General features: G+C 53.8%; 15 protein-coding genes. 5 read left to right on the top strand and 10 right to left on the bottom strand.

All coding sequences use genetic code 11. From position 1 onward, the window contains the following. Nucleotides 1-35: 35 nt before the first annotated feature. Nucleotides 36-719: a bifunctional 4-hydroxy-2-oxoglutarate aldolase/2-dehydro-3-deoxy-phosphogluconate aldolase gene (gene eda / locus R3C20_09490; protein MEZ6040729.1), complete on the bottom strand. Its 684-nt coding sequence runs from the start codon at nt 717-719 to the stop codon at nt 36-38. Nucleotides 720-752: 33 nt separating this feature from the next. Then, entirely contained in the window at nt 753-1,220 is a 468-nt protein-coding gene (locus R3C20_09485) for a hypothetical protein (GenBank protein MEZ6040728.1), read from the bottom strand. Nucleotides 1,221-1,662: 442 nt separating this feature from the next. Between R3C20_09485 and ybeY the strand changes: the two genes are divergently transcribed. Genes ybeY through R3C20_09470 form a run of 3 tightly spaced genes read left to right on the top strand, consistent with a single transcriptional unit; the run spans nt 1,663 to nt 3,901 of the window. Then, a complete protein-coding gene (ybeY, locus tag R3C20_09480; protein ID MEZ6040727.1) occupies nt 1,663-2,289 on the top strand; it encodes an rRNA maturation RNase YbeY in 627 nt (208 codons plus the stop codon). Continuing rightward, nucleotides 2,286-3,599, top strand: coding sequence for a hemolysin family protein (locus R3C20_09475; protein MEZ6040726.1), 1,314 nt, complete (start codon nt 2,286-2,288; stop codon nt 3,597-3,599). The genes ybeY and R3C20_09475 overlap by 4 nt, the downstream gene beginning before the upstream one ends. A gap of 8 nt (nt 3,600-3,607) precedes the next feature. After that, nucleotides 3,608-3,901, top strand: coding sequence for a (2Fe-2S)-binding protein (locus R3C20_09470; protein MEZ6040725.1), 294 nt, complete (start codon nt 3,608-3,610; stop codon nt 3,899-3,901). Nucleotides 3,902-3,934: 33 nt separating this feature from the next. Here R3C20_09470 and R3C20_09465 read toward each other — a convergent pair whose 3' ends face one another. Continuing rightward, nucleotides 3,935-5,692 (bottom strand): SMP-30/gluconolactonase/LRE family protein, encoded by a 1,758-nt coding sequence (locus tag R3C20_09465; GenBank protein MEZ6040724.1) that lies wholly within the window; start codon nt 5,690-5,692, stop codon nt 3,935-3,937. 369 nt (nt 5,693-6,061) lie between these two features. On the opposite strand from R3C20_09465, the gene R3C20_09460 reads away from it, so the two are divergent. Then, nucleotides 6,062-7,621 carry a hypothetical protein gene (locus R3C20_09460; GenBank protein MEZ6040723.1) on the top strand — a complete coding sequence of 520 codons (1,560 nt, stop codon included), beginning with the start codon at nt 6,062-6,064 and terminating at the stop codon, nt 7,619-7,621. Between the two features lie 133 nt (nt 7,622-7,754). Here R3C20_09460 and R3C20_09455 read toward each other — a convergent pair whose 3' ends face one another. The 6 genes from R3C20_09455 to R3C20_09430 form a co-directional block, all read right to left on the bottom strand. After that, complete coding sequence (locus R3C20_09455) at nt 7,755-9,257, bottom strand: sialate O-acetylesterase (GenBank protein ID MEZ6040722.1); 1,503 nt, start codon at nt 9,255-9,257, stop codon at nt 7,755-7,757. Nucleotides 9,258-9,694: 437 nt separating this feature from the next. Beyond that, nucleotides 9,695-13,048 (bottom strand): peptidylprolyl isomerase, encoded by a 3,354-nt coding sequence (locus tag R3C20_09450; protein ID MEZ6040721.1) that lies wholly within the window; start codon nt 13,046-13,048, stop codon nt 9,695-9,697. Between the two features lie 317 nt (nt 13,049-13,365). Then, a complete protein-coding gene (locus R3C20_09445; GenBank protein ID MEZ6040720.1) occupies nt 13,366-13,890 on the bottom strand; it encodes a hypothetical protein in 525 nt (174 codons plus the stop codon). A 163-nt stretch (nt 13,891-14,053) separates the two neighbouring features. Further along, complete coding sequence (locus R3C20_09440) at nt 14,054-14,767, bottom strand: DUF1080 domain-containing protein (GenBank protein MEZ6040719.1); 714 nt, start codon at nt 14,765-14,767, stop codon at nt 14,054-14,056. Between the two features lie 39 nt (nt 14,768-14,806). Continuing rightward, nucleotides 14,807-15,106 carry a hypothetical protein gene (locus R3C20_09435; protein ID MEZ6040718.1) on the bottom strand — a complete coding sequence of 100 codons (300 nt, stop codon included), beginning with the start codon at nt 15,104-15,106 and terminating at the stop codon, nt 14,807-14,809. A 485-nt stretch (nt 15,107-15,591) separates the two neighbouring features. Next, entirely contained in the window at nt 15,592-16,410 is an 819-nt protein-coding gene (locus tag R3C20_09430; protein MEZ6040717.1) for a lipase family protein, read from the bottom strand. A gap of 212 nt (nt 16,411-16,622) precedes the next feature. On the opposite strand from R3C20_09430, the gene R3C20_09425 reads away from it, so the two are divergent. Then, nucleotides 16,623-18,461 (top strand): UbiD family decarboxylase, encoded by a 1,839-nt coding sequence (locus R3C20_09425; GenBank protein ID MEZ6040716.1) that lies wholly within the window; start codon nt 16,623-16,625, stop codon nt 18,459-18,461. Between the two features lie 67 nt (nt 18,462-18,528). On the opposite strand, the gene R3C20_09420 is transcribed toward R3C20_09425, so the two are convergent. Further along, nucleotides 18,529-19,755, bottom strand: coding sequence for an NF038122 family metalloprotease (locus tag R3C20_09420; GenBank protein ID MEZ6040715.1), 1,227 nt, complete (start codon nt 19,753-19,755; stop codon nt 18,529-18,531). Nucleotides 19,756-20,058: the final 303 nt, after the last annotated feature.

Below are 20,058 nucleotides of genomic sequence, written 5' to 3'. Positions count from 1 at the left end.
TCGACGTGCGTGGCACACTGTTGACTCCTGGCCAATCACTCCTGGCCAACATCTTGTCGCTGCCGGACAATTTGAATCGCTTCCGCAGCCGTTTCGGTAATCGCAGTCCAGTTGCCTGTTTTCAGATGCTTCGCGCTGACTAACCACGAACCGCCTACGGCCAAAACCGATGGACTCGACAGGTACTGTGAAAGGTTAGATGGATTGATTCCTCCAAGTGGAATGAACTTTACACCAAGATGGGCGAATGGCGCGTAAAGACTGGCCAGCATCTTCAGTCCCCCCGATGGCTCGGCCGGGAAAAACTTGAGTTCTCGGCATCCCAGAGCTACAGCCGTTTCGATATCTGTGGGTGTCATGACTCCCGGAGCAAACGGTAATTGCGTTCGGATCGCCTGCTGTACCACGCCAACGCTGGTTCCGGGCGACACGCCGAACGCCGCGCCAGCATCCCTGACCTGGTCTACCTGTTCGGGGCGAAGTATCGTCCCCACGCCAGCAAGCATCTCCGGAACGTGAAGTCGAATCTGACGGAGACTTTCGAGCGCCGAGGGCGTGCGTAGCGTAAGTTCCATTGCTTGGACGCCGCCGTCCAGAAGTGATCTGGCCACCGGTACAGCGTCATCCGCATTCTCAAGAATCAGGACTGCGATAACACCTGAGGTTTCGATACCTTCCAGAAGTTCATCGGGGAACAGTGATTTCATCTGTGCAGTCATGGGTATTTGCAACAGCTCCTGAATGAAGGCGTCTCAATCGACGCTTTGCCCCGTGTCGTCACGGACGACCACGAGTTTGTGATTGGCAACGTCGTACTGATAAGACATGCCCTGCGGCAGCGACGGTAACCGAATATTGTTCTCTTTAATGATCCGCGTCATGAACTCGTCAAAGTCTTTCGGGTAACGTCCTTCAAGCGCCTGAAACAGGCCGACTGCATGGTCGATCCCCAGTCCTGCAATTTGTCGCTTCAGAGGTTGGTAGGCCTCCAGTGCCCCGGTGATCGGGTTTGATATCCTGACTTCGTTGGATACGACCTCGCGGCCCGCATTCGGGTTGAACTCATCTACCTTATCGGTTGTTCGGGGCTTTGCAGGGCTACTGCTTGTCGCCGGTTGGCTGTCGGTGCATCCCAGGGCCAGTACCACCAGAAGTACCGCGCTGAAGCGGATTCGCCGATGGACAGGGCGACGAGTGCACAATTCGACATTACCGTTCATAGCACAGACTCCCATGGCTGAATCCTGTAGATGACGCCAAAGTTCTCCAGAACCTTTCGCGCGGGGGCGATCATTCCATCCGGAAACAGCCTCAGTCTACACTGCCGTCGGGTGAGTGGCGAGCGACGCAGCTCGAAAGGGAGACCATCCAACGCGACGCAAGAGAGAACGCATCTTTTCAATGCGGCAGTATCATGATGTTTTCAAGCGTCATTATCAGTCCATTGATCCACGGCATTCGCCCGTAACGTCCGCCCTGAACGCACGCCCAGGTCGAACGGAGCCCGCCGGAGGCACGGCTTGCCATCAGAAAAGAGATCTGCGTCGTTTGCATGGTAAGAAACCCAGGAATAAACTTCCGCCGGAAGCATTGTCATTTCGCCGCCCGGTTTGTGCATTGTTTGTACAACACGTGTTGTGACCAGGTCGTTCTTCGGAATTCATGTACGAAATAGACATTGTCAATTCGCAGCAGGCCTTACCCGTCGACGAAACCGAGTTGGCTGCCGCGTTGGAAACCGCGCTTCGAGCGGAAGGGGTTGGCTCTGCCGTGCTCAGCGTATCGATCGTGGGCAATGCTGCCATCCACGTGATCAATCGGGACCATCTGCAGCACGATTACCCGACCGATGTGATCAGTTTTCAACTGGACTTTTACCCTGATAAAGAGGACGGCAGCCAGGGCGGCAGGAGAGGCTTTGGTGCCTCAATTGAAGGTGAAATTGTCGCCAGTGCGGAAATGGCCGTTGAAATGGCGGCCGATGCAGGTTGGGAACCGATCACCGAATTGAAGCTGTACCTGATTCATGGAATGCTTCATATTTGCGGCTATGACGATCTCACTCCCGACGAACAGTGTCTCATGCGGGACCGCGAACGCGCGATCATGGGAGAACTTGGATATACTCCGGTGTACGCGGAAGATCGCCCCGACGACTGTCCAGCAACTATTTCACCAATGAATTCCGGAAACATGACAGCCAACGATTCAGTCGAACCTGAAGAACCTCCGTCCAGCAATCTCGGATCGGGCAGCAGCTCAGTTCGATCTCGGAGGACGATTGGGTGAATCAGCTTCTGATCACTGCTGGATGGTCATTTCCACCGCTGCTCCTGATGTTGCTTTCGTTGATTTGTTTTAGCCTGCGTGACTTTTCACGCAGTAAGCTGGAGGAGATCTGCGAAGAAGAAGATGATGCCGATCGATTTGGTCGAATTCTGCACAACTACGAACGTGTTCTCTGGATGTGCGAACTGGCCTTTGCGGTGACTCTATTCATCTGCACGTTGATTTTTCACAGCTCGTCCTACTTCGGGCTTTTTGTGTTTCCGGAGAAAATTATCGCCGGGCAGGCGGCCCTCGTTGCAGTCAGGATCTTAGGTCTGGTTCTATTGGGGACCGCGTTTATTTTTGCGATTCCGTGGACACTGGCCCGGGTCACAGGGGAAGCAGTCATCTATCGGCTGTGGCCCTTGCTCGAAATTGCGACCCGGCCGCTCGTACCGGTCTGGTCGGCAATGTTGAAGCTGGATCGTGTGATGCATCGTGTCTTTGGTTTGCCTGAACCCGATTCGTCCGAGGCAAATCACCTTCTGGAGGATGAGCTTCGAGCCGTTGTTGATGAAGGACATCGGGAAGGTGTCCTGCAGTCAAACGCCTCCCGAATGATTCATCGCGTCGTGGATCTGCAGTCGGAGGACGTTGCTGCGATCATGACGCCCCGAACCGACATGGTGACAATTCCTCGCGAGACGGTCCTTCAGGAAGCACTGAGTATCCTGGTCGAACAGGGATACTCGCGTGTCCCGGTCGTTGGCAAAACAATCGATGATGTTGTTGGTATTCTCTACGCCCGGGATTTACTGGCCGCGTCACTGAATCCACCGGAGAATCCCGCCGAAGCGACCGTCGACAAGTATGCCCGCGAAGTGCTGTACGTGCCCGAATCTCAGGGCATTGAAACGCTGCTGGAAAAAATGCAGCAACAAAAAGTTCATATGGCCATTGTTGTGGACGAGTACAGCGGTGTGTCAGGGCTGGTGACGCTCGAAGACATCGTCGAAGAAATCGTCGGTGATATCTCCGACGAATACGACGACGAAGAACAACCGATGATTTCATCACAGGATGATGGTTCGATCACCGTTGACGGTCGATTTCACATTGATGATCTCAATCGCGAACTCAACGTCGAACTGCCGGAAGATGAAGATTTCGACACCATTGGTGGATTTTTGATGTCGGTCCGGGGCCATATTCCCGTGCAGGGCGAAGTCATCGAATCTCACGGGTTATCATTCCGCGTCGTTGAAGCAGACGAGCGTCAATTGAAGCTCATTCAAATTACCCGTTTGCCGGACGAGGCCCGGGAAGGCTGAAAAGTCAGATGCAGCTGGATGACAAATTGTGCTACTGCTTTCATGTGACGCAACGCAAAGTCGTCAATTTCATCCGCATTCATAAGCCGCAGGTTCCCAGCCAGATGAGCGAATGTGGTGGGGCGGGTACCGGCTGTGGCTGGTGCGTGCCGTTTCTCAAACACTTGTTCGAAGCCCGGCAGGCACCAATTGAATTGACCCCCGAAGAATACGCTCAACAACGCGCCGCCTACGTGAAGGAATCCGGACGAAAAATCCCTCATGGTGGAACGCCAGCCGTCGATGCAAAGAGTGACAGCTGACAGATACCAGATTCACGGCCCTGGGGCATGATTCTACAATCCGGGTTTTGGCGGAGTGACCGGCGCTTTCCAGGTATCGACACCCCGGGCTTTGATTCGACGTTTGAATACGCTGTCACCGCAGGTGACGACCAAAACGTCTCGATCAGGGCCGGCAAAAACGGCGTTGGACAACCAGCCAGGCTTTGGTTTATTAAAGATGAAGTGGACACGCCCCAATTGGTCAAGCACCTGAAGCCCCATCGCTGTCGTAACGTAAATTCGCCCTTCTGTGTCCACGGTCATGCCATCGGCCTCAGACTTAAGATCATCCGTGACATGCAGCCAACCATACTTCTGCTTCCAGGCAAGAGTTCCATCGGCCTGAATCTGAAACGAGTACACAAATCGACCTCGGGTGTCTGACACGTTCAGCAGTGTCTGATCCGGCGACGTAATCAAACCATTTGGAAATTCAATTCCGCTGTCTACCTCCTGCTTTGTGCCATCGGCCTTGAAATGCCAGACCTTCTTCGCGTTCGGTTCTGTTACAAAACCACTGCCATCCGCGAAAACAACCAGATCATTACACTTAATACCCTGAACGACGACCTCCATTTGTTTGCCATCGGGTGAATAGCGGACAACCTGAGAATCATCTGCGCGGCAGGCGTATAAATGGCCATCCGCCCCGAACATCAGTCCATTCGCACGTCCGGTTTCTTCGGCAAATATGGACACGGTTCCGTCCAGTGTCACCTTGTGAATACGACTGGCGGGAATGTCGGTAAAGAATAATTCCCCTGCTTCGTTGACGGCGGGCCCTTCGGTGAACTTGTGCCCTTCGCTCACCAGTTGCCATTCTTCCCCTTCGATCAGCAAATCAGTCCGTCGTTGTTTCCCGCCGCCCGCCCGCGCCTTCAGTGGCTGTGGGTAATCTCGCCAGATCCATTTGATTGCGTCCGGCATAATCGATGCGCTGTGCTTTCCATTATGTCCGCCTTCGCCCCAGATGTGGTGGACGTCGTAACCACTGAATCGTAACGCTGACAGCATATCCTGATTGGCGACCCACCAGCTACCGGCGTAAATATCCAGGTCGTTGCTGCCATCCTGCAGGAAGACGCGAATGGGTTTAGCCTCTGTCTTGCGAACCAGGTCGGGAAAAGCATCCGCCCCGCGCAAAGCAACAAACGTCCCGACTGTAGAAATCACTCTGCGGAACTGATCCGGACGTTCCCATGCCACATTAAATGCACAGATTGCACCGGAACTTGAACCCGCGATGCAGCGATCATCAGGGTTATCGCTGAACGTCCACTTTTGGCGAACCTCGGGAAGCAGCTCTTCAATCAGGAAACGGGCGTATCGGTCGCCGAGACCATCGTACTCAAAACTACGATTAAATCGGGGTTGAGCGTTCTTGTTTGGTGCCGGCACCTGTCCGTGCCCCACAAAAACTCCCAGCTGTACGGGAACTTCCCCTTTGCTGATCAGGTTGTCCAGAATGGTTGGAATCTTCCAGTTCTTCGCGGGTCCTATTCCATCCTGAATGACGAACAACGCCGGTGGTTTCGATGCATCGTATTGAGCGGGCACATAGACCCAATAGTCTCGCACTGTCCCGGGAAAGATCTTGCTGTAGAACTTGAACGGTCCTTCAATCCTGCCCTGTGGTACGCCGTCCTGGACCATTGCGTCCGGTGGGACGGGGTATGTGTCATCCTGAGCGACACTCGAAGCCGAAGACACTCCAGCCACAAGAATTGATGTCAGAAGCAGAGCCTGATAGAGCCTCATCTGTGAAAACATAACACTCCCCAGTCAGCGCAATGGCGCTTTGCTTGTTGTGGTATCTGTATTCGTTGCCGCACTTTGTTGGTTGCGATCTACTGCCAGAATTTCCGGAAGATCGCGGATGATATCAGGCATCGAACCGGATTTGCAGAGCCACCGAAGCAATCACCATCGACAGCGCTCCTGGCCCGGCATATTTGTGATTCGGACGAATTCTGTGGCCGGAATACTGCTGCCCGGACAGCAACGAGCGTCGTTGCGGAGGGTGTCTGAACCGCCGGGGATTTTCGTGGAGTTCCGACGGATGGCTCGCACTCCAACGTTCAGGAAGGGTATGCTGCGGCTCAGGGTGGATCTCTTTGAGTCTGGTTGGAGGCAGCGTCGATGTCCAGAGAATTCTCACGGCGGCAGTTTCTCTCCAGCGTCAGCACCGGCACATTGATCGCCACGCTGGGGCCGCATATTGCCTCTGAGCTTGGTTTCTTCCCAAAAGCCCTCGGGGATGGTTTCGAAGAGAAACCACTTCACTTCGGGAACATGGAATCACTTGTCTGCCAGATGCAGGAGACGCCCGTTGAGCAGCTTCAGTCGCAGCTCGCCCGGATGATCGCAACAGGAACGAGCCTTCGAACGTTTATCGGCGCCGCCGCCCTGGCGAACGCTCGGACATTTGGAGGCGAAGATTACGTTGGTTTTCATACATTCATGGCCATGGCCCCGGCCCTGGAAATGTCGAAGCGACTACCGACTCACCTGGCCCCGCTTCCGGTTTTTAAAGTTCTCTACCGCAACACTGACAGAATTCAGCAGTTCGGTGGGCGAGATGCAGAAGTCCTGCATCAACTTGATCCACCTGTCGTAACCGTAAACGGCGGAAACCTGCAAGAGGCCATTGTCAACGGAGAAACTTCCCAATCGGAGCACATCCTGAGGCAGCTCATTTCTGATTCTCCCGTAGACGCACTGAATGCTCTTGTTCCCCTTGTCCTGCATAACCCGGAAGTGCACCGTACCGTTTTACCCTTCCGAGCCTGGGACATGCAGCGGATCGTGGGGACCGAGCATGCAATGACACTGCTTCGGCAGTCTCTTCACTACTGTCTCGCTCAACCGCAGATTTATCAGCGTGAGGCCTGGAAGAAAAATGGGGATCTGCTGACTTCGCTGCTGGATGAGTTTCGCCTGCTGCAGAATCCTCCGGGTTCCAGGATGGCCGATGACGCAAAGCTCGAAGAACTGACCGAATACTTTTCGACATGTCAACCGGATGATGCAGCGCGAGCTGCAGCAATGACGCTGTCAGAGGGATTTCACCCTTCCGTCATTGCTGAAGCCGTTTCTCTCGCGGCCACTCGACTGGTGCTTCGCGACGCCGGACGACTTCCTCAATGGGAATCTGTCGGAAAACCGGCCGGTTGCGTCCATGGTGATTCACCCGGAGTACACGCCAGTGACACCGCAAATGCATGGCGACATATGGCCAAAGTGACGACGGGGGCGTCAGCGATGGCCTGCGTAATCTTCAGTGCATGGGAAATTGCACGAGATCGGACCGCATCGCCAAATTTGCTCAACTCGCCTTTACCTACCGAGCGGCATCTTGCTGAGCTAACCAGCGCAGACCCGGATCGATTGCTGATTCAGCTGGAGGAGTCCATTCGCCAGAACCAACAAGCTCATGCCACAGCGATTGCATACCAGTACGGTCAGAAAGGATTGCCCGTCGACCGTATCTTTTCAACACTGTTGAAATTTGCCGTCAGCGAAGATGGCGCTTTGCATGCAGAGAAGTACTTCCAGACAGTTCAGGACGAATTTGCATCGACGCGAGCGGCGTATCGATGGCAACACGTGGCCGCTCTGGCAAGAGTGACTGCCAGCGAATACGGACATCCTGCTCCTGGTCAGGATGAGGCCAGACAACTGCTTGGCGTTCAGGACTGACGGCGGTTCGAACTGAATGCTTGTCATTGTCGGGAGGATGGACAGCAAAACAGCCGGCAGTAAGGGCCTGCCGGCTGTTCAGAACCAGTCCATTGATTGTCAGTCACGGGCGATCTGACAATGCAAACAAACGCTACTTGTTATTGATGGTAACACCCGGCCAGTCGTCCGTTCGGAATGGTGTTAGAGGAAGTCCCGCATTGTCATACATATTGCAGACCGGGTTGTCGGCCCAAGCGTAACGGACGGCTACTGGATCCGCGACCTCTTTACTGCTGACCTCGATACGCCCATCCTGCAGAATGGTTGCATCCGCCCAGACGAATTTCTTGTCGTCACCAGCGATTGCGAATCCCACAGGATTTCGAACATCAAATGGGCGCCATCCGTTGCCATCGACGAATTCGAATGACATTGTGATCTTGCCTCCGTCTTTCTTCATCGACTTGTATTGCGGGCTGCGGTAGGGCACTGAAATCCCGTAATCCCTGGCCAGAGCCCATCGAGCCAGACGATGCCCGACGTCGACCTTGTTCTTTGGATGAATATCCTTGCCTTCGCCGATATCAATAATCACCGCTTCGCCAGTGTTCGGCAGTTTTGCCATCGTCATCGTCTGAGCTTCGCGAAGTTCTGCCCAGTCGCTTTCCACCGGTTCGGCTTTTTCATCACGAAAATCTGCCAACTGTACCCAGTAGAAAGGAAAGTCACCTTGTCCCCATTCATCGCGCCAGTTTGAAATCATGGCTGGAAACAATTCACGATATTGATACGCGCGGGAAGCATTGCTTTCGCCCTGATACCAGATCGCTCCCTTGATACCGTAACCAAGGTGCGATTTCAGCACGCCATTGTAGATATTCCCCGGTCGGGCATTTCCAGCCATCAATCGTTTCAGATTTGCGAGCTGTTTGGTTTCGTTTTCGTTCAGGTCCGTTCGTTCAGACAGTTTTGCGAAGGCATCTTCGTTCTGTGCCCATCGATCGAGCAGCGGCTGGAATTGTGGATCAGCGCTCAGCACATCCCGATTGACCCAGGCTTCACAGGCTGAACCGCCCCACGCGTTATTAATCATTCCAACCGGCACGTCCAGAGTGTCCAGGAGTTGACGACCGAAGAAATACCCAACGGCTGAAAATCCACCAACTGTTTCGGGTGTGCAGACCTGCCATTGTCGGTCGTGCGACCAGATGGGTTCCTGTGTACCAACCTGAGGGAAGTTGATCATGCGCAGATTTGGGTGTTTGGCCGCAAGTCGCTCCAGGTCTGCATCGTTCGCCGCATTCACACTCCACTGCATATTCGACTGGCCGGAACAAATCCAGACTTCGCCGACCAGCACATCCGTAAAAGTTTTCGTTTCGTCAGCCGTCACTGTCAGTGTGAGCGGGCCTCCGCCTGCTTCCAGAGCCGGCAGACTCATGCGGAAGTTGCCTTCGTTGTCAGCTTCGGTCTTGCCGGTGCTGCTACCCACCTCTGCCGTCACAGACTGACCCGGCCTGGTCTTTCCCCAGATCACGATGGGAAGTTTCTGCTGGACAACCATGTGATCGCCAAAGATGTTCGGCAACTTTAATTCAGCATTTGCAATCGACGGTAACAATATCGCTGCGACAAGTAGACACAGTTTCTTCACCAGGAACCTCCAGTACTCTTTTCAGGTGGGAACAATACGGGGAAGGCAAATCTCTCACTTCTATCGCATCGCGTGATGACTTCAGCGATTGGGTTTGCCCAGAGTGGTATTAGAGCAAGCTGATTGACGACTTGCATCTGAATCAGACGCAACGCTGTCCCAAACGGTCGCCCGCAATTGTGCAATACCGGCGTTTGCCTGACAGCGGCCATCACGAAGTCGAAAGCTGACCCGGTGGGTTGGACATAACAATCTGCAGATTATGGCAAAGGATGCTTTTCTGTGTCGCAGGTGGAACCACCACCAGCACAGGCGCCTGCCTGCTAACGAACATCCTTCTGGAGTCAGTCCGTCAAAACGGATCGCTTGTGCATCGCAGCACCATTATTGAGTATTGCGGAGCCGCGGATGAAGCGAACTGATCCGGAGAGCTGACATCAAAGCAAATCCAGGATTGTGCTGATGTCGCTGAAGACGACAAAAGCATCTTCCAGAGGAGCGACATCCCGTTTCGCCGGAATTTCAGATACAGTGACCGTGGACGTGTACGTCAGGGTTAATGATGTGTCTGATTCGATGGACTTGACGAAGTAAAGAAGACCGAAAGCCTGAATCGAATCTCCAACCTGGAGTTCCGTCGTGAACTGCGTGCCGGTTCCGACGAGAATATCACTGTTGGTTGTCAACGCGACGGTGCCTGACAGCGACTGATTTGTCGGATTAAAGCTGGTCAACGGCACCTCCGTCAGGGCAATATCATCGTAAATATCACCAAGGTTGAAGGTTCCAAGTGCATTGATCGCGTCTACGACTGCCATGCCGTCACCGATGACGCGACCAAAGACCGTATGCAGGTCTCCATCCAGTGCTGCGTTGTCTTTGACGTTGATGAACCATTGATTAGTGCCGCTGTCAGCATTCCCGGGAATGAGGGCCATCGACAACGTGCCTCGCAGGTTTGAATTCGCTGCATTGAATTGATTCGTGATCGACGGATTATTGTTCACCAAAGATAGGTCACCACCTCCAGTGGACGTGTATTCGCCTCCCTGAATGATGAAGTTGCTTACGCTTCGATGAACAATCAGATTGTCCCAGGCATTGGCATTGGCGTACGCAAGGAAGTTGTCGACCGTTTCGCCGGCGTCATCATCGAGCAGTTCGATATCAAAGGTGCCCTGCGACGATGTAAACCGGACAACGGTTCCAACAGCCATGTGAGCATTCACCGCGGCTGTCTGGCTCTTGTTACCCAGAGTCGTACGGACGATGATCGAGTTTTCACCGTGGTTGGTTGCATCGTGAGTCAGACTGACATCGATTGAGAAAGTACCGTCAGCGCCGACAGCAGCCGTTCCGTCGTCAAAATTTCCATCACCATTGGTGTCAATATCCACAACCGAGCCAGGAACAGTGATCCCACTGATACCGATCATGTCCTGCCGCGTGATCACTGTTGAATTTGACGCCACAAGGTCTGACGTTGACGAAGAGGAGCTGGCCTGAGCAGCAGCAGTAATCGTCAGATTGTCATCGTCCAGTAATGTTACAATTGTCTGCCGGTTGACCGCATTCGGTGTCGAGCCGGTAATCGTAACCTCGATGTTCCCGTTTGGCGTTGCATTATCAACAGGAGATAAATCGAACTGTGCTGTCGTCTGGCCTGCTGGCACAACGACGGAGCCCGGCCCAGTAAGATCGGAAGTCGAGTAGTTGAGGGAAACCGTCCGATCAATAGCCGATACCTGATTAAACTCCACGGTACCTTTGAGTGACCCTTCCCCAGCGCTCTCGGCGACTTCGCTCAGATCCGTTGTCAGTGTAAAGGCGTTGTTGAGAGTTTCGTCGTCCGCAACACTAATGGCTGTGGATGCCGAAAGGAAATCCGTTGCCGAGACCATTATTCCCACGCTGACATTGCCATCCTGGACATCGTTGTCAATCGGCGTCAGACTCACCTGAACGGACGTGTCACCTGCAGCAATCGTCGCCAATGATGGCGCAGATAGTCTCGTGGTTTCGTTCAGGGTAATCGAAACTTCCAGTGCCTCCGTGGTATCGGTGTTTCGACTAATCGTCAATGTTGCTGGCGCCGGAGACGCTTCGCTGATGGACGCCAGATCAACCACAGCAGATAACCTTGCCACATCGTCATCCGTAACACTGATCGCAGCAGTTGCCGTGGCGAATCCTGAGGCCGACGCTGTCACTGTGACAGACGCATTGCCGTCTACGAACTGATTGTCCAGCGGATTGACAAAGAACACGGCGCTCGTTTCGCCGGCGGCAATTGTCACGCTCGCAGGCGCAATCAATCGGTTGCTGTTATCAGAGTTCAGGTCGACCGTCAGCGGCTGGGATAGATCTGCCATGCTTCGAGTGACTGTCAGTTGAAGCGAATCGGTCGACGCATTCTCGGGAAGTGTGTTGGATGCCGGGGCCAGAGATAATGTCGCGGTGTCGTCATTGGTAACTGTGAGAGCAGCAGTGGAACTCACGAAACCGGAAGAAGACGCAGTCAGTGTGACTTCAGCATCCGGGTCATCGATGTCGTTGTTCACCGCCGAAACGCCGATTGTGGCCGACACCGAACCAGCCGGAATTGTGACTGTCGCCGGCAAGGTCGCTTTATCCGTGTTCGAGGAGGCCAGCTCCACAACCAGATCCTGTGCCGTACTTCCCGAACGGGTGACCGTCAGTGTGGAGGCATCCAAACCTGCACCCTCAGCAACGGATGACTGTGACAATTCAATGGTCAGCGTTTTCAGAAACGAATTGCGAACGGCTCCGGCAACTGCGTAAACGCCGGTTGTCGAATCGTCCACTCGCACAGTTGCGACTATATCCGGCACAAGCGTTTGATAGGTACTGTGAGTCTTCAGCCTCGCGACCCCCACCGTTGGTTCAATCTCGATAATATCGGCAGATGTTCCGCCGAATACCGTCATTCGATCCCAGAGGATAGATTCACCGCGAACCAGGACATAATCCTCACCGCCTTCCAGAAACAGCCACGATCGACCTGTCAGATCTGATGAATCAATTGTGACGGTATCGGCTCCCGGCCCGCTGATGACGGTTGTATGGTGACCGATGCCGGAACTTCGCAACGCCAGATCGTCGTGTCCTAAGCCGGTCACAGCAACCAGGTCTCGCCCAATATTCGACTCGTCAACCACGATGTTATCCTCACCTGATCCAGTGACCAGGAACAGGTTGTGACTGACCGTCGACTGAAAGAGATCAATCGTCCCCGTGCTGCCTGCAAGCGTGATAGCGGCGTCAAAGCCTATAGATGAGTTTTGAATGCTCAAGGCATCGTTTCCATTTACGTCCGTCACGATGAGACTGCGTCCAATGGTCGATCCCACAATGCCAACCTGATCGCTGCCAGATCCCGGAAGGATCACGGCATCCTTCGCGATCGATACACCTTCGATTCGAACAGTGTCATTCCCGCTGCTCAACGAGGCCACCAGACTGTGCGGCAGTTGAAGACTGCCACTGATCAGCGTCATCGCGTTATCGCTGCCGTTAATGGTCGTCCCGGCCATGCCGCGAACGATGACGTTGCCTTCTTCTGCAACGATCGCAATGGAATTGTCCTGACTGTCGCCATAAACCAGAACATCACTGCCTGCCATCATGACATTGACATTGCCCGTCAGCAGTGCACGGCATTCGAGCGATTCTGAGACTGGCAGTTCCGACCGGCGCGGCGTGCGGCGTTTTCTGGCCGCTCGAGAGAGTGACTGTGCCGCGAAGAATCGATTGAGAGTTCTGCGAATCATGATTTCGAATCACCCTGAGATTGGAACAATTGTTTCTTCAGTAACTAATCAGCAACTTCCATCCGGAAGCAAGCGCATGGACAGACGATTCCGGACCCGATTTCTGACAATCCGGCGAGCCGAAGTATAGGGGGCGAATAACCTGGATATCCACTCTTCGTTGCGGCGATCCCCAATTCTGACCGGTAGAAATTCTTCTCCGACCAGGGACGGAGTTCCCGGTGTGATGTTTGATCAGGTTTCGCCGACGTGTTGCGATTCCGCAATAGTGTTTGGGAGGCCAGTTGCGTGCCTGCAGCCGGTTAGTTTTCTTATCTCTACCATGAACGATACGCTGCGTGGCTATAGTATTTCGGGGACGAATCCAGTCGAACATGAAGCCATGCCACCCCACCACCAGCAGTGCTCAACCAGACCGGGCATGGGCAAACGTCATGCAGTCTGTCTTCCATTTCTCTGCCGACACACCGCCACAGTTCACGAATCTGGTCTTTCGCCGCTTTGCGAAGGAACGAAGCCAGATGACCGTACGCATCGACGTGGACCAGCGGCGCCGGGACAACCAGCCTGGCGTCGCCTCGAAGATTTCGGAATGCGATGGCCTCCGCACCAGATCCAGCGGAATTGAAGTGGTCAGCAAAACTGACGCTATCAATCTTCCTTTGAACAAACTCCGGTGCGTTGATCAGCACAAACTCAAAATTGCAGCTCCTTGATTCAAGGGAAATGGGCGGCGTCTCCCAGCGAAATGCTTCAAATGGCGACTCTTGCAGGGAGCGAACAAACACTTCCACGAACGCGTCGCTGTGCTGCCAGAGTTGTAATACACGAGAATATGGCAAGGGTTGTCCTTCCTTGGTCCATCTGTACCGCGAACTCCGCCCGGTGATAAGCTCCTCCGTTTCGAACTCAAACATGCCCGTTCTCCGGTTCAGCACGAAAAAACCGCCTGCCAGGTGTAGCAGACGGCTTCAGGATTCTGTGAACACGTACCCGCAACAGATTTTATTTCAGTTCTTTAATACGGACGTTGCGCCAGGCCACATCGAACGGTCCAGTCCCTGCACGTATTCCATGGACCTGCAGACCGATGTGCCCCCTGGGGTGGGTCTTGTAGATTCCTTCGTGGACAAGACTGGCGACTTCGTGTCCGTTGATCCACGTTTGAATGTGATTCCCCTTTGCGACAACTCGAAACTTGTTCCACTCACCGTTCTTCATGAAAGAATGAGAGTGATTTGGATCTTTCGGCTCTTCTGAGAGCCAGCCTGTTGCCTTGCCGTCAACCACAGCGGCTTCACCGTAGATATAGCCCGCCTGCCCCGGACTCGCTTCAATTTCAACCTGAGGCCCATGAAAGCGATGCAGGCCGTTGCCACCTTTGGAATGATCCACTGCAACATCGGCTTCCGTCTTTTCACGCGACCGAATCTGCACGCCGGAGTTCAGCTCATCATGCACCTTGACTTCGAATTCCAGTTCGAAGTCACCAAATTCCTTCTCGCTCATCAGGAATGAATTGGGGCTGCCTTCAACAGTCTTACCGTAGATAGTCCCGTCAACAACACTGTACTCGGCTTTTCCCAGAACAGCTGGTTTCCAGCCATCCAGCGTCTTGCCATCAAACAGATTTACCCAGCCGTCGTTTGCGAAGGCACCACAGCTGGTGATCACTGTTGCCACGGCGAACAATCCGGTTTTTACACACTGTCGAAACATCCACGCCTCCCTTGAAGTTCAAAACTGTCAAAAAATCAATTACCACTCCACGACGCCGAGCATACTGCGCGTTTCCGATTCGATGCTGTCCAAATACGCGAACAGACCGGCAAACAGCCGACTCGAATAGTCGTCGGCCTCCATTGCCGACTTCATGCGGTCATGCATTTCCTGATCCGTTACGACTTCGACATCAGACTCCTTTGCAGCATGCCGCAAAGCCGAAAGTCGCGGCAGAAACGTCTGCCTCACGTGCTCACTAAGTTCGCGAGCAAGCATTTGTGAGACCAGAAATCGTTCGGCCAACGGCAGGGTGTCTGGATCTTTGGCGAATTCCACGGGTATCTCCCGGTTCTGGGTGGGCACCTGGTGGCCACAACATTCGACAGCCAGGAACTGCGTTGAGGCCGATGGGGCCGCCCATTGTACGGGCATTGCTACCCTGCGTCAAAACCGCTTTTCCAACGTGCCTGCTGTCTACTCGCCATCACGGCACGACCAAATGCAAACTCCGGCAGCCTGTTGTCAGCAGCCTATTGTCAGCATCTTGTCGAAACAAAGCTCGAATAGTAATCCGATGTGTCAGCGATGTGATCGATGGCGTGTGATCGATCGCCTGAAGAAAAAGTGTCTCACACACCTGTCGGATTCTCTTTTGCAAAGCTTACGACGGGAAGGGTTGGCCGCGGGGTGATTGAGCGGATTGAACCACACTGCGATGATGCAACCAGCGCTGAAGGATCCAACTGAGTTCCTGGTTGTGGCGAGTGGCTTGAGAAATGGAGGGGGCGACGCTGCGGAATGTTTGCGGCCTGTTGTCCGCACTAAGCGCCCCCCTCTTCTGCCTGTAGTTCTGACAGGATGTATTCCACGTAACGGTCAATGGAATGATCGGAGAATTGGTCAATCCTGAATTGTAGGAGTCCTCCCAGGAAACCTCGGATCCTGTCACGGACACGAAGAATACCGTTGATCTTCTGGAGGCGACCGAATCGATTCAGGTAATATTCAACACCGGCGTGTCGATAACCCATCCAGGCGGGGGGCACACGTGTCACAATATCGTTGTTGTTCACCCAGCGGCTGTGATCCAGTTTGACGAAGTTGACAAACTGTTTGTCACCGACGCGCGGGCTGCCGTAAGTGAACAATGCTCGCGGAGTTGACTTGATCTCGGACAAATAGCAGCGTCCCGCGCAGATGGTCGCCATCGCACCTCCCAGTGAATGACCGCAGAACCAGAGTGTTTTCTGGTTGGCAACCAGTGCATCTTCGAGCATCGGCCACAGATCGTTGACCTCGTCGTTGAACCCTTTGTGGACCTTTCCCAGAGTTTCCGTAACGACGGCGACAGCGTTGGCATCAGCCTTGATGTCATTCCATTCGTGTGGTTCTGTGCCGCGGCACGCCACAACGCAATCTGTGTCATTCCACAACAGGTAGGCCTGCGCACCATCGCGGTCAAAAAATCGAACGCTGGTTAGCCCGATCGATTCGGCCACCGGACCGACAATGACTTCATCGTAGTAGGACAGCGAGGCTAATTCGGCGAACAATAACGACCTCCGCAGATGGCTCTTCTGCTCAATTGGCGAAGTCACTCGAGAATGGACGGTTATTTCCGTTTGTTTCGATTTGTTCATCGATCTTCAGGTCGTTGAATGATGACAATTGAAGAAGCAGGAAAACCGATTGACTTTCCGTATGATTCAGGGTTTTCGGGACGCAATGTACTCGTTTTGGGAATGGTTACCATACATTTCGCAACTGGAGGTGAACACCACACATCATTTGCGGTTGACCCGTGGAATTGCTCCAGTCCGACAGCCAGTACCGATCACGGTGGAATCAGAAGATGGGATACCGAAATCTACAGGAATGCGTGACCGACCTGGAACGCACGGGCCATTTGGTCAGAATTCGGCATCCCATTGACGCCAATCTGGAGGCAGCGGAAATTCATCGCCGAGTCTACGCGTCCGGTGGGCCGGCCATTCTTTTTGAGAATGTGCGTGACTGCCGATTTCCGATGGTGAGCAACCTTTTTGGAACGATGGATCGGGCTCGCTTTATCTTTCGAGATGCCCTGAAGGGAGTGGAAACGCTGGTCCGCCTGAAAAAGGATCCCGGCGAATTGTTGCGTCACCCGCTGCGAATTCCATCCGTGCTGCGGACCCTGCTTTCCATGCGCTGCGCGACCCGAAGAAATGGTCCGGTGATGGAGTGCAGAACGACATTAGATCAGTTGCCTCGCATGAAATCGTGGCCAGACGATGGTGGCGCGTTTATCACGCTGCCCGAAGTTTACACCGAACATCCTGATCGACCCGGATACATCCATTCAAATCTTGGGATGTATCGGGTGCAGATCAGCGGCAACCAGTATGCATCAAATCAGGTTGGGCTTCATTATCAGATTCATCGCAGCATCGGCTTCCATCATGCCGCTGCCATTGCAAAGAATGAACCACTGCGCGTGAACATCTTTGTCGGGGGGCCACCCTCAATGGCGGTGGCCGCTGTTATGCCTTTACCCGATGGAATTCCTGAAGTGGCCTTTGCCGGCGCGTTGTCGCGACGCGCAGTTCGAATGATCCCTCAGACCAATGGCCCAATGATCTGCGCAGAAGCCGACTTCTGTCTTTCAGGGACAATCGACGCAGAACATCTGATGCCCGAAGGACCTTTTGGTGACCATCTGGGGTACTACAGCCTTGTACATGACTTCCCTGTTGTGAATGTCGACACTGTGTATCACCGCAAAGACGCTATCTGGCCTTTCACGGTCGTCGGCCGACCACCTCAGGAAGATACGGTGTTTGGCGAGTTGATTCATGAAATCACCGGACCGGCGATTCCGACGGTATTGCCGGGCGTTCATGCTGTCCATGCCGTGGATGCTTCGGGCGTACACCCGTTGCTGCTTGCAATCGGTAGCGAACGGTATGTTCCCTACGCAGCCGATCGGCAGCCTCAGGAATTACTCACCAACGCGAACGCTATCCTTGGACAGGGACAATTGTCGCTGGCCAAATATCTGATGATTATCGCAAAGGAAGACGACCCATCGCTGGATATCAGCGACGTTCGGGCATTTCTGATACACCTGCTGCAAAGAATCGACTGGACTCGCGACCTGCATTTCCAAACATGCACAACAATCGACACGCTCGACTATTCCGGTGCAGGTCTTAACAGTGGTTCAAAACTTGTGATGGCAGCGGCAGGAACGTGCCGTCGACAGTTACCGGAGAAAATTCCCGATGACTTGTCACTTCCCGAAGGATTCCGGAATCCTCGCCTTTGTCTTCCCGGCGTCATTGCCGTTCAGGCTCCCGTATGGAATGCAGCCCCCCATGCTGAAGACGTTTCGCCATCCATTTTTTGCCAGGCCTTTCACGACCGGTCGCCCATCAATCAGTTTCCGCTGATCCTGCTGGTTGACGACAGCGAATTCACCGCCGCCAGTCTCAGTAATATGCTTTGGGTAACATTCACTCGGTCGAACCCAGCTGCAGATATCTACGGAATTGACTCGTTTGTGTTGCGGAAGCACTGGGGTTGCCGGGGTTCACTGGTCATCGATGCGAGATTGAAATCGCACATGGCTCCTGCACTTGAGCCAGACCCGGAAGTCAGCCGTCGTGTGGATGAACTTGGAGCACCAGGCGGGCCGCTTCATGGCCTTGTGTAGCATCCTTGCGAAACACCGTCAGGAGATCGTGTTGGGAGGCGGCGATGAAGCTAACGGCACGCCACGATCAGGTGGCTTCGGCATTTGCCGAAGGATCATCTCTCTGACGTCGCGATCGCCTCACAAAAGCCAACGCAATAAGACTCATCAGGGCGGTAGAGGATGGTTCGGGAACTGCCGAGATGCTCATTCGGTCCCAGCCGATCACGTCCAACGCGATGAAATCCAGTTCTGATGGCACGCCCAGTTCTCCCGGGGCCAGCGTGGGATCCATGATTCCGAATCCCATGTCGTCCTTCCAGTGACTCGCCTGATGACCATCGCCGAAGTAAAAACCGGTTGAAAAGGCATTGTTCTGGAATATGGTCGCCCCTCCATCGATGGAGAAGTACTTGGCACGAGCGTCAGCCGTCCAGTCGATGTCGGCCCCGGCAGTTTCGCTGTCAATTGAGAATCGGGTAAAATCGAGTGGCGAAACAAAGGTGAATTGATTGTCAAGGAATGGCCCATTCACGGGTGGGGAATTGATATCCAGAATGTCCACTCCACTCACAAACCCCAGAGCGTGGCCAATTTCGTGGATGGCAACACCAACAAAGTCGAACGCACCCGCTGTGATGCCATCGGACGGATCGAAATCGAAAGTGAATGCGTCGCTGAACGTAATCGAAGCATCCGATGCAGCAGCATTTGCGGACAACAATCCCAACGCTTTCGCTGTGGCCGTGTTGATTCGAACCTGAGTATTGTTGGCGCCTCCGTCCGCGTCAACATATGGGGTTGCACTTCCGAACCCGTTTGGGTTGTCGGAAGTCCGATTAATGTATGGATCAAAACTGGCACCTCCGGGAAGGCTGCCGGAGAACGTTGCGTCATGGAATGACGTCATATCTGCAGCGATTGCATTGCGGAAATCAGTGTAACTATTCAACTGCTGAGTGGAGCTGGCCGACCCCAGAATATTCGGCCCCAGCGTCGTGAAACCTATATTCAGATTGACGAAAACGTTGTCACTGAATTTGGACGACCAAAAGGCAGCAGCCGCTTCGAATCCGGCACGAGCCTGCGTACCGATTCCTGCCCCACCCGTATCAGTCAAATTGAAGATGACCCCGGCCTGCACCGCCTGAGAACCGACAAAAAGACAAAGCAATGCAATGGTGACGCGCTGCAACCGGGAAGGATTTGCATTCATTCGTTGGGCCCCGAAGTCTCTGGAGTCGGAATCAGTGACAGCATCAAACGTCCGCTCAATTCGAGGAAGATAACGGTCCTGGAATTCAACTTTGCTCATGCGTGTGTGACGCGATGGCACACACTGTCACAAGGCAATGAAGAATCAAATGGAAAACACGGAGTTCAGTGAATGGCGGTGAGTTCTTGACCACCAGTGCACCATTCGGCATCGGTAGTTCAACAAATCTTGAGTTGAGCAACTCTCCCACGTTCATGGGAGGCAAAAAAAGATGCTGTAGTAATTCATCAAGTTTGAGTCGTTTACTGCAAGCTCTGAGTGAGAACTCGCGCAAACGGCCATCGCCCCAAAATTGCAGGCCACATGACCACACGATGACGCTCAACTGCGAGAGGAACCGGG

Source organism: Planctomycetaceae bacterium, assembly GCA_041398825.1.
Lineage (GTDB): Bacteria > Planctomycetota > Planctomycetia > Planctomycetales > Planctomycetaceae > F1-80-MAGs062.
The sequence above is the reverse complement of the archived record's forward strand: the minus strand, read 5'-3'. Positions and strand labels throughout refer to the sequence as shown.

Bases quoted from the DNA above. Each gene is read 5' to 3' on its own strand.
- eda (MEZ6040729.1), bottom strand. From the start codon at position 719: ATGACTGCACAGATGAAATCACTGTTCCCCGATGAACTTCTGGAAGGT.
- R3C20_09485 (MEZ6040728.1), bottom strand. From the start codon at position 1,220: ATGAACGGTAATGTCGAATTGTGCACTCGTCGCCCTGTCCATCGGCGA.
- ybeY (MEZ6040727.1), top strand. From the start codon at position 1,663: ATGTACGAAATAGACATTGTCAATTCGCAGCAGGCCTTACCCGTCGAC.
- R3C20_09470 (MEZ6040725.1), top strand. From the start codon at position 3,608: ATGCAGCTGGATGACAAATTGTGCTACTGCTTTCATGTGACGCAACGC.
- R3C20_09465 (MEZ6040724.1), bottom strand. From the start codon at position 5,692: ATGTTTTCACAGATGAGGCTCTATCAGGCTCTGCTTCTGACATCAATT.
- R3C20_09460 (MEZ6040723.1), top strand. From the start codon at position 6,062: ATGTCCAGAGAATTCTCACGGCGGCAGTTTCTCTCCAGCGTCAGCACC.
- R3C20_09450 (MEZ6040721.1), bottom strand. From the start codon at position 13,048: ATGATTCGCAGAACTCTCAATCGATTCTTCGCGGCACAGTCACTCTCT.
- R3C20_09440 (MEZ6040719.1), bottom strand. From the start codon at position 14,767: ATGTTTCGACAGTGTGTAAAAACCGGATTGTTCGCCGTGGCAACAGTG.
- R3C20_09430 (MEZ6040717.1), bottom strand. From the start codon at position 16,410: ATGAACAAATCGAAACAAACGGAAATAACCGTCCATTCTCGAGTGACT.
- R3C20_09425 (MEZ6040716.1), top strand. From the start codon at position 16,623: ATGGGATACCGAAATCTACAGGAATGCGTGACCGACCTGGAACGCACG.
- R3C20_09420 (MEZ6040715.1), bottom strand. From the start codon at position 19,755: ATGAGCAAAGTTGAATTCCAGGACCGTTATCTTCCTCGAATTGAGCGG.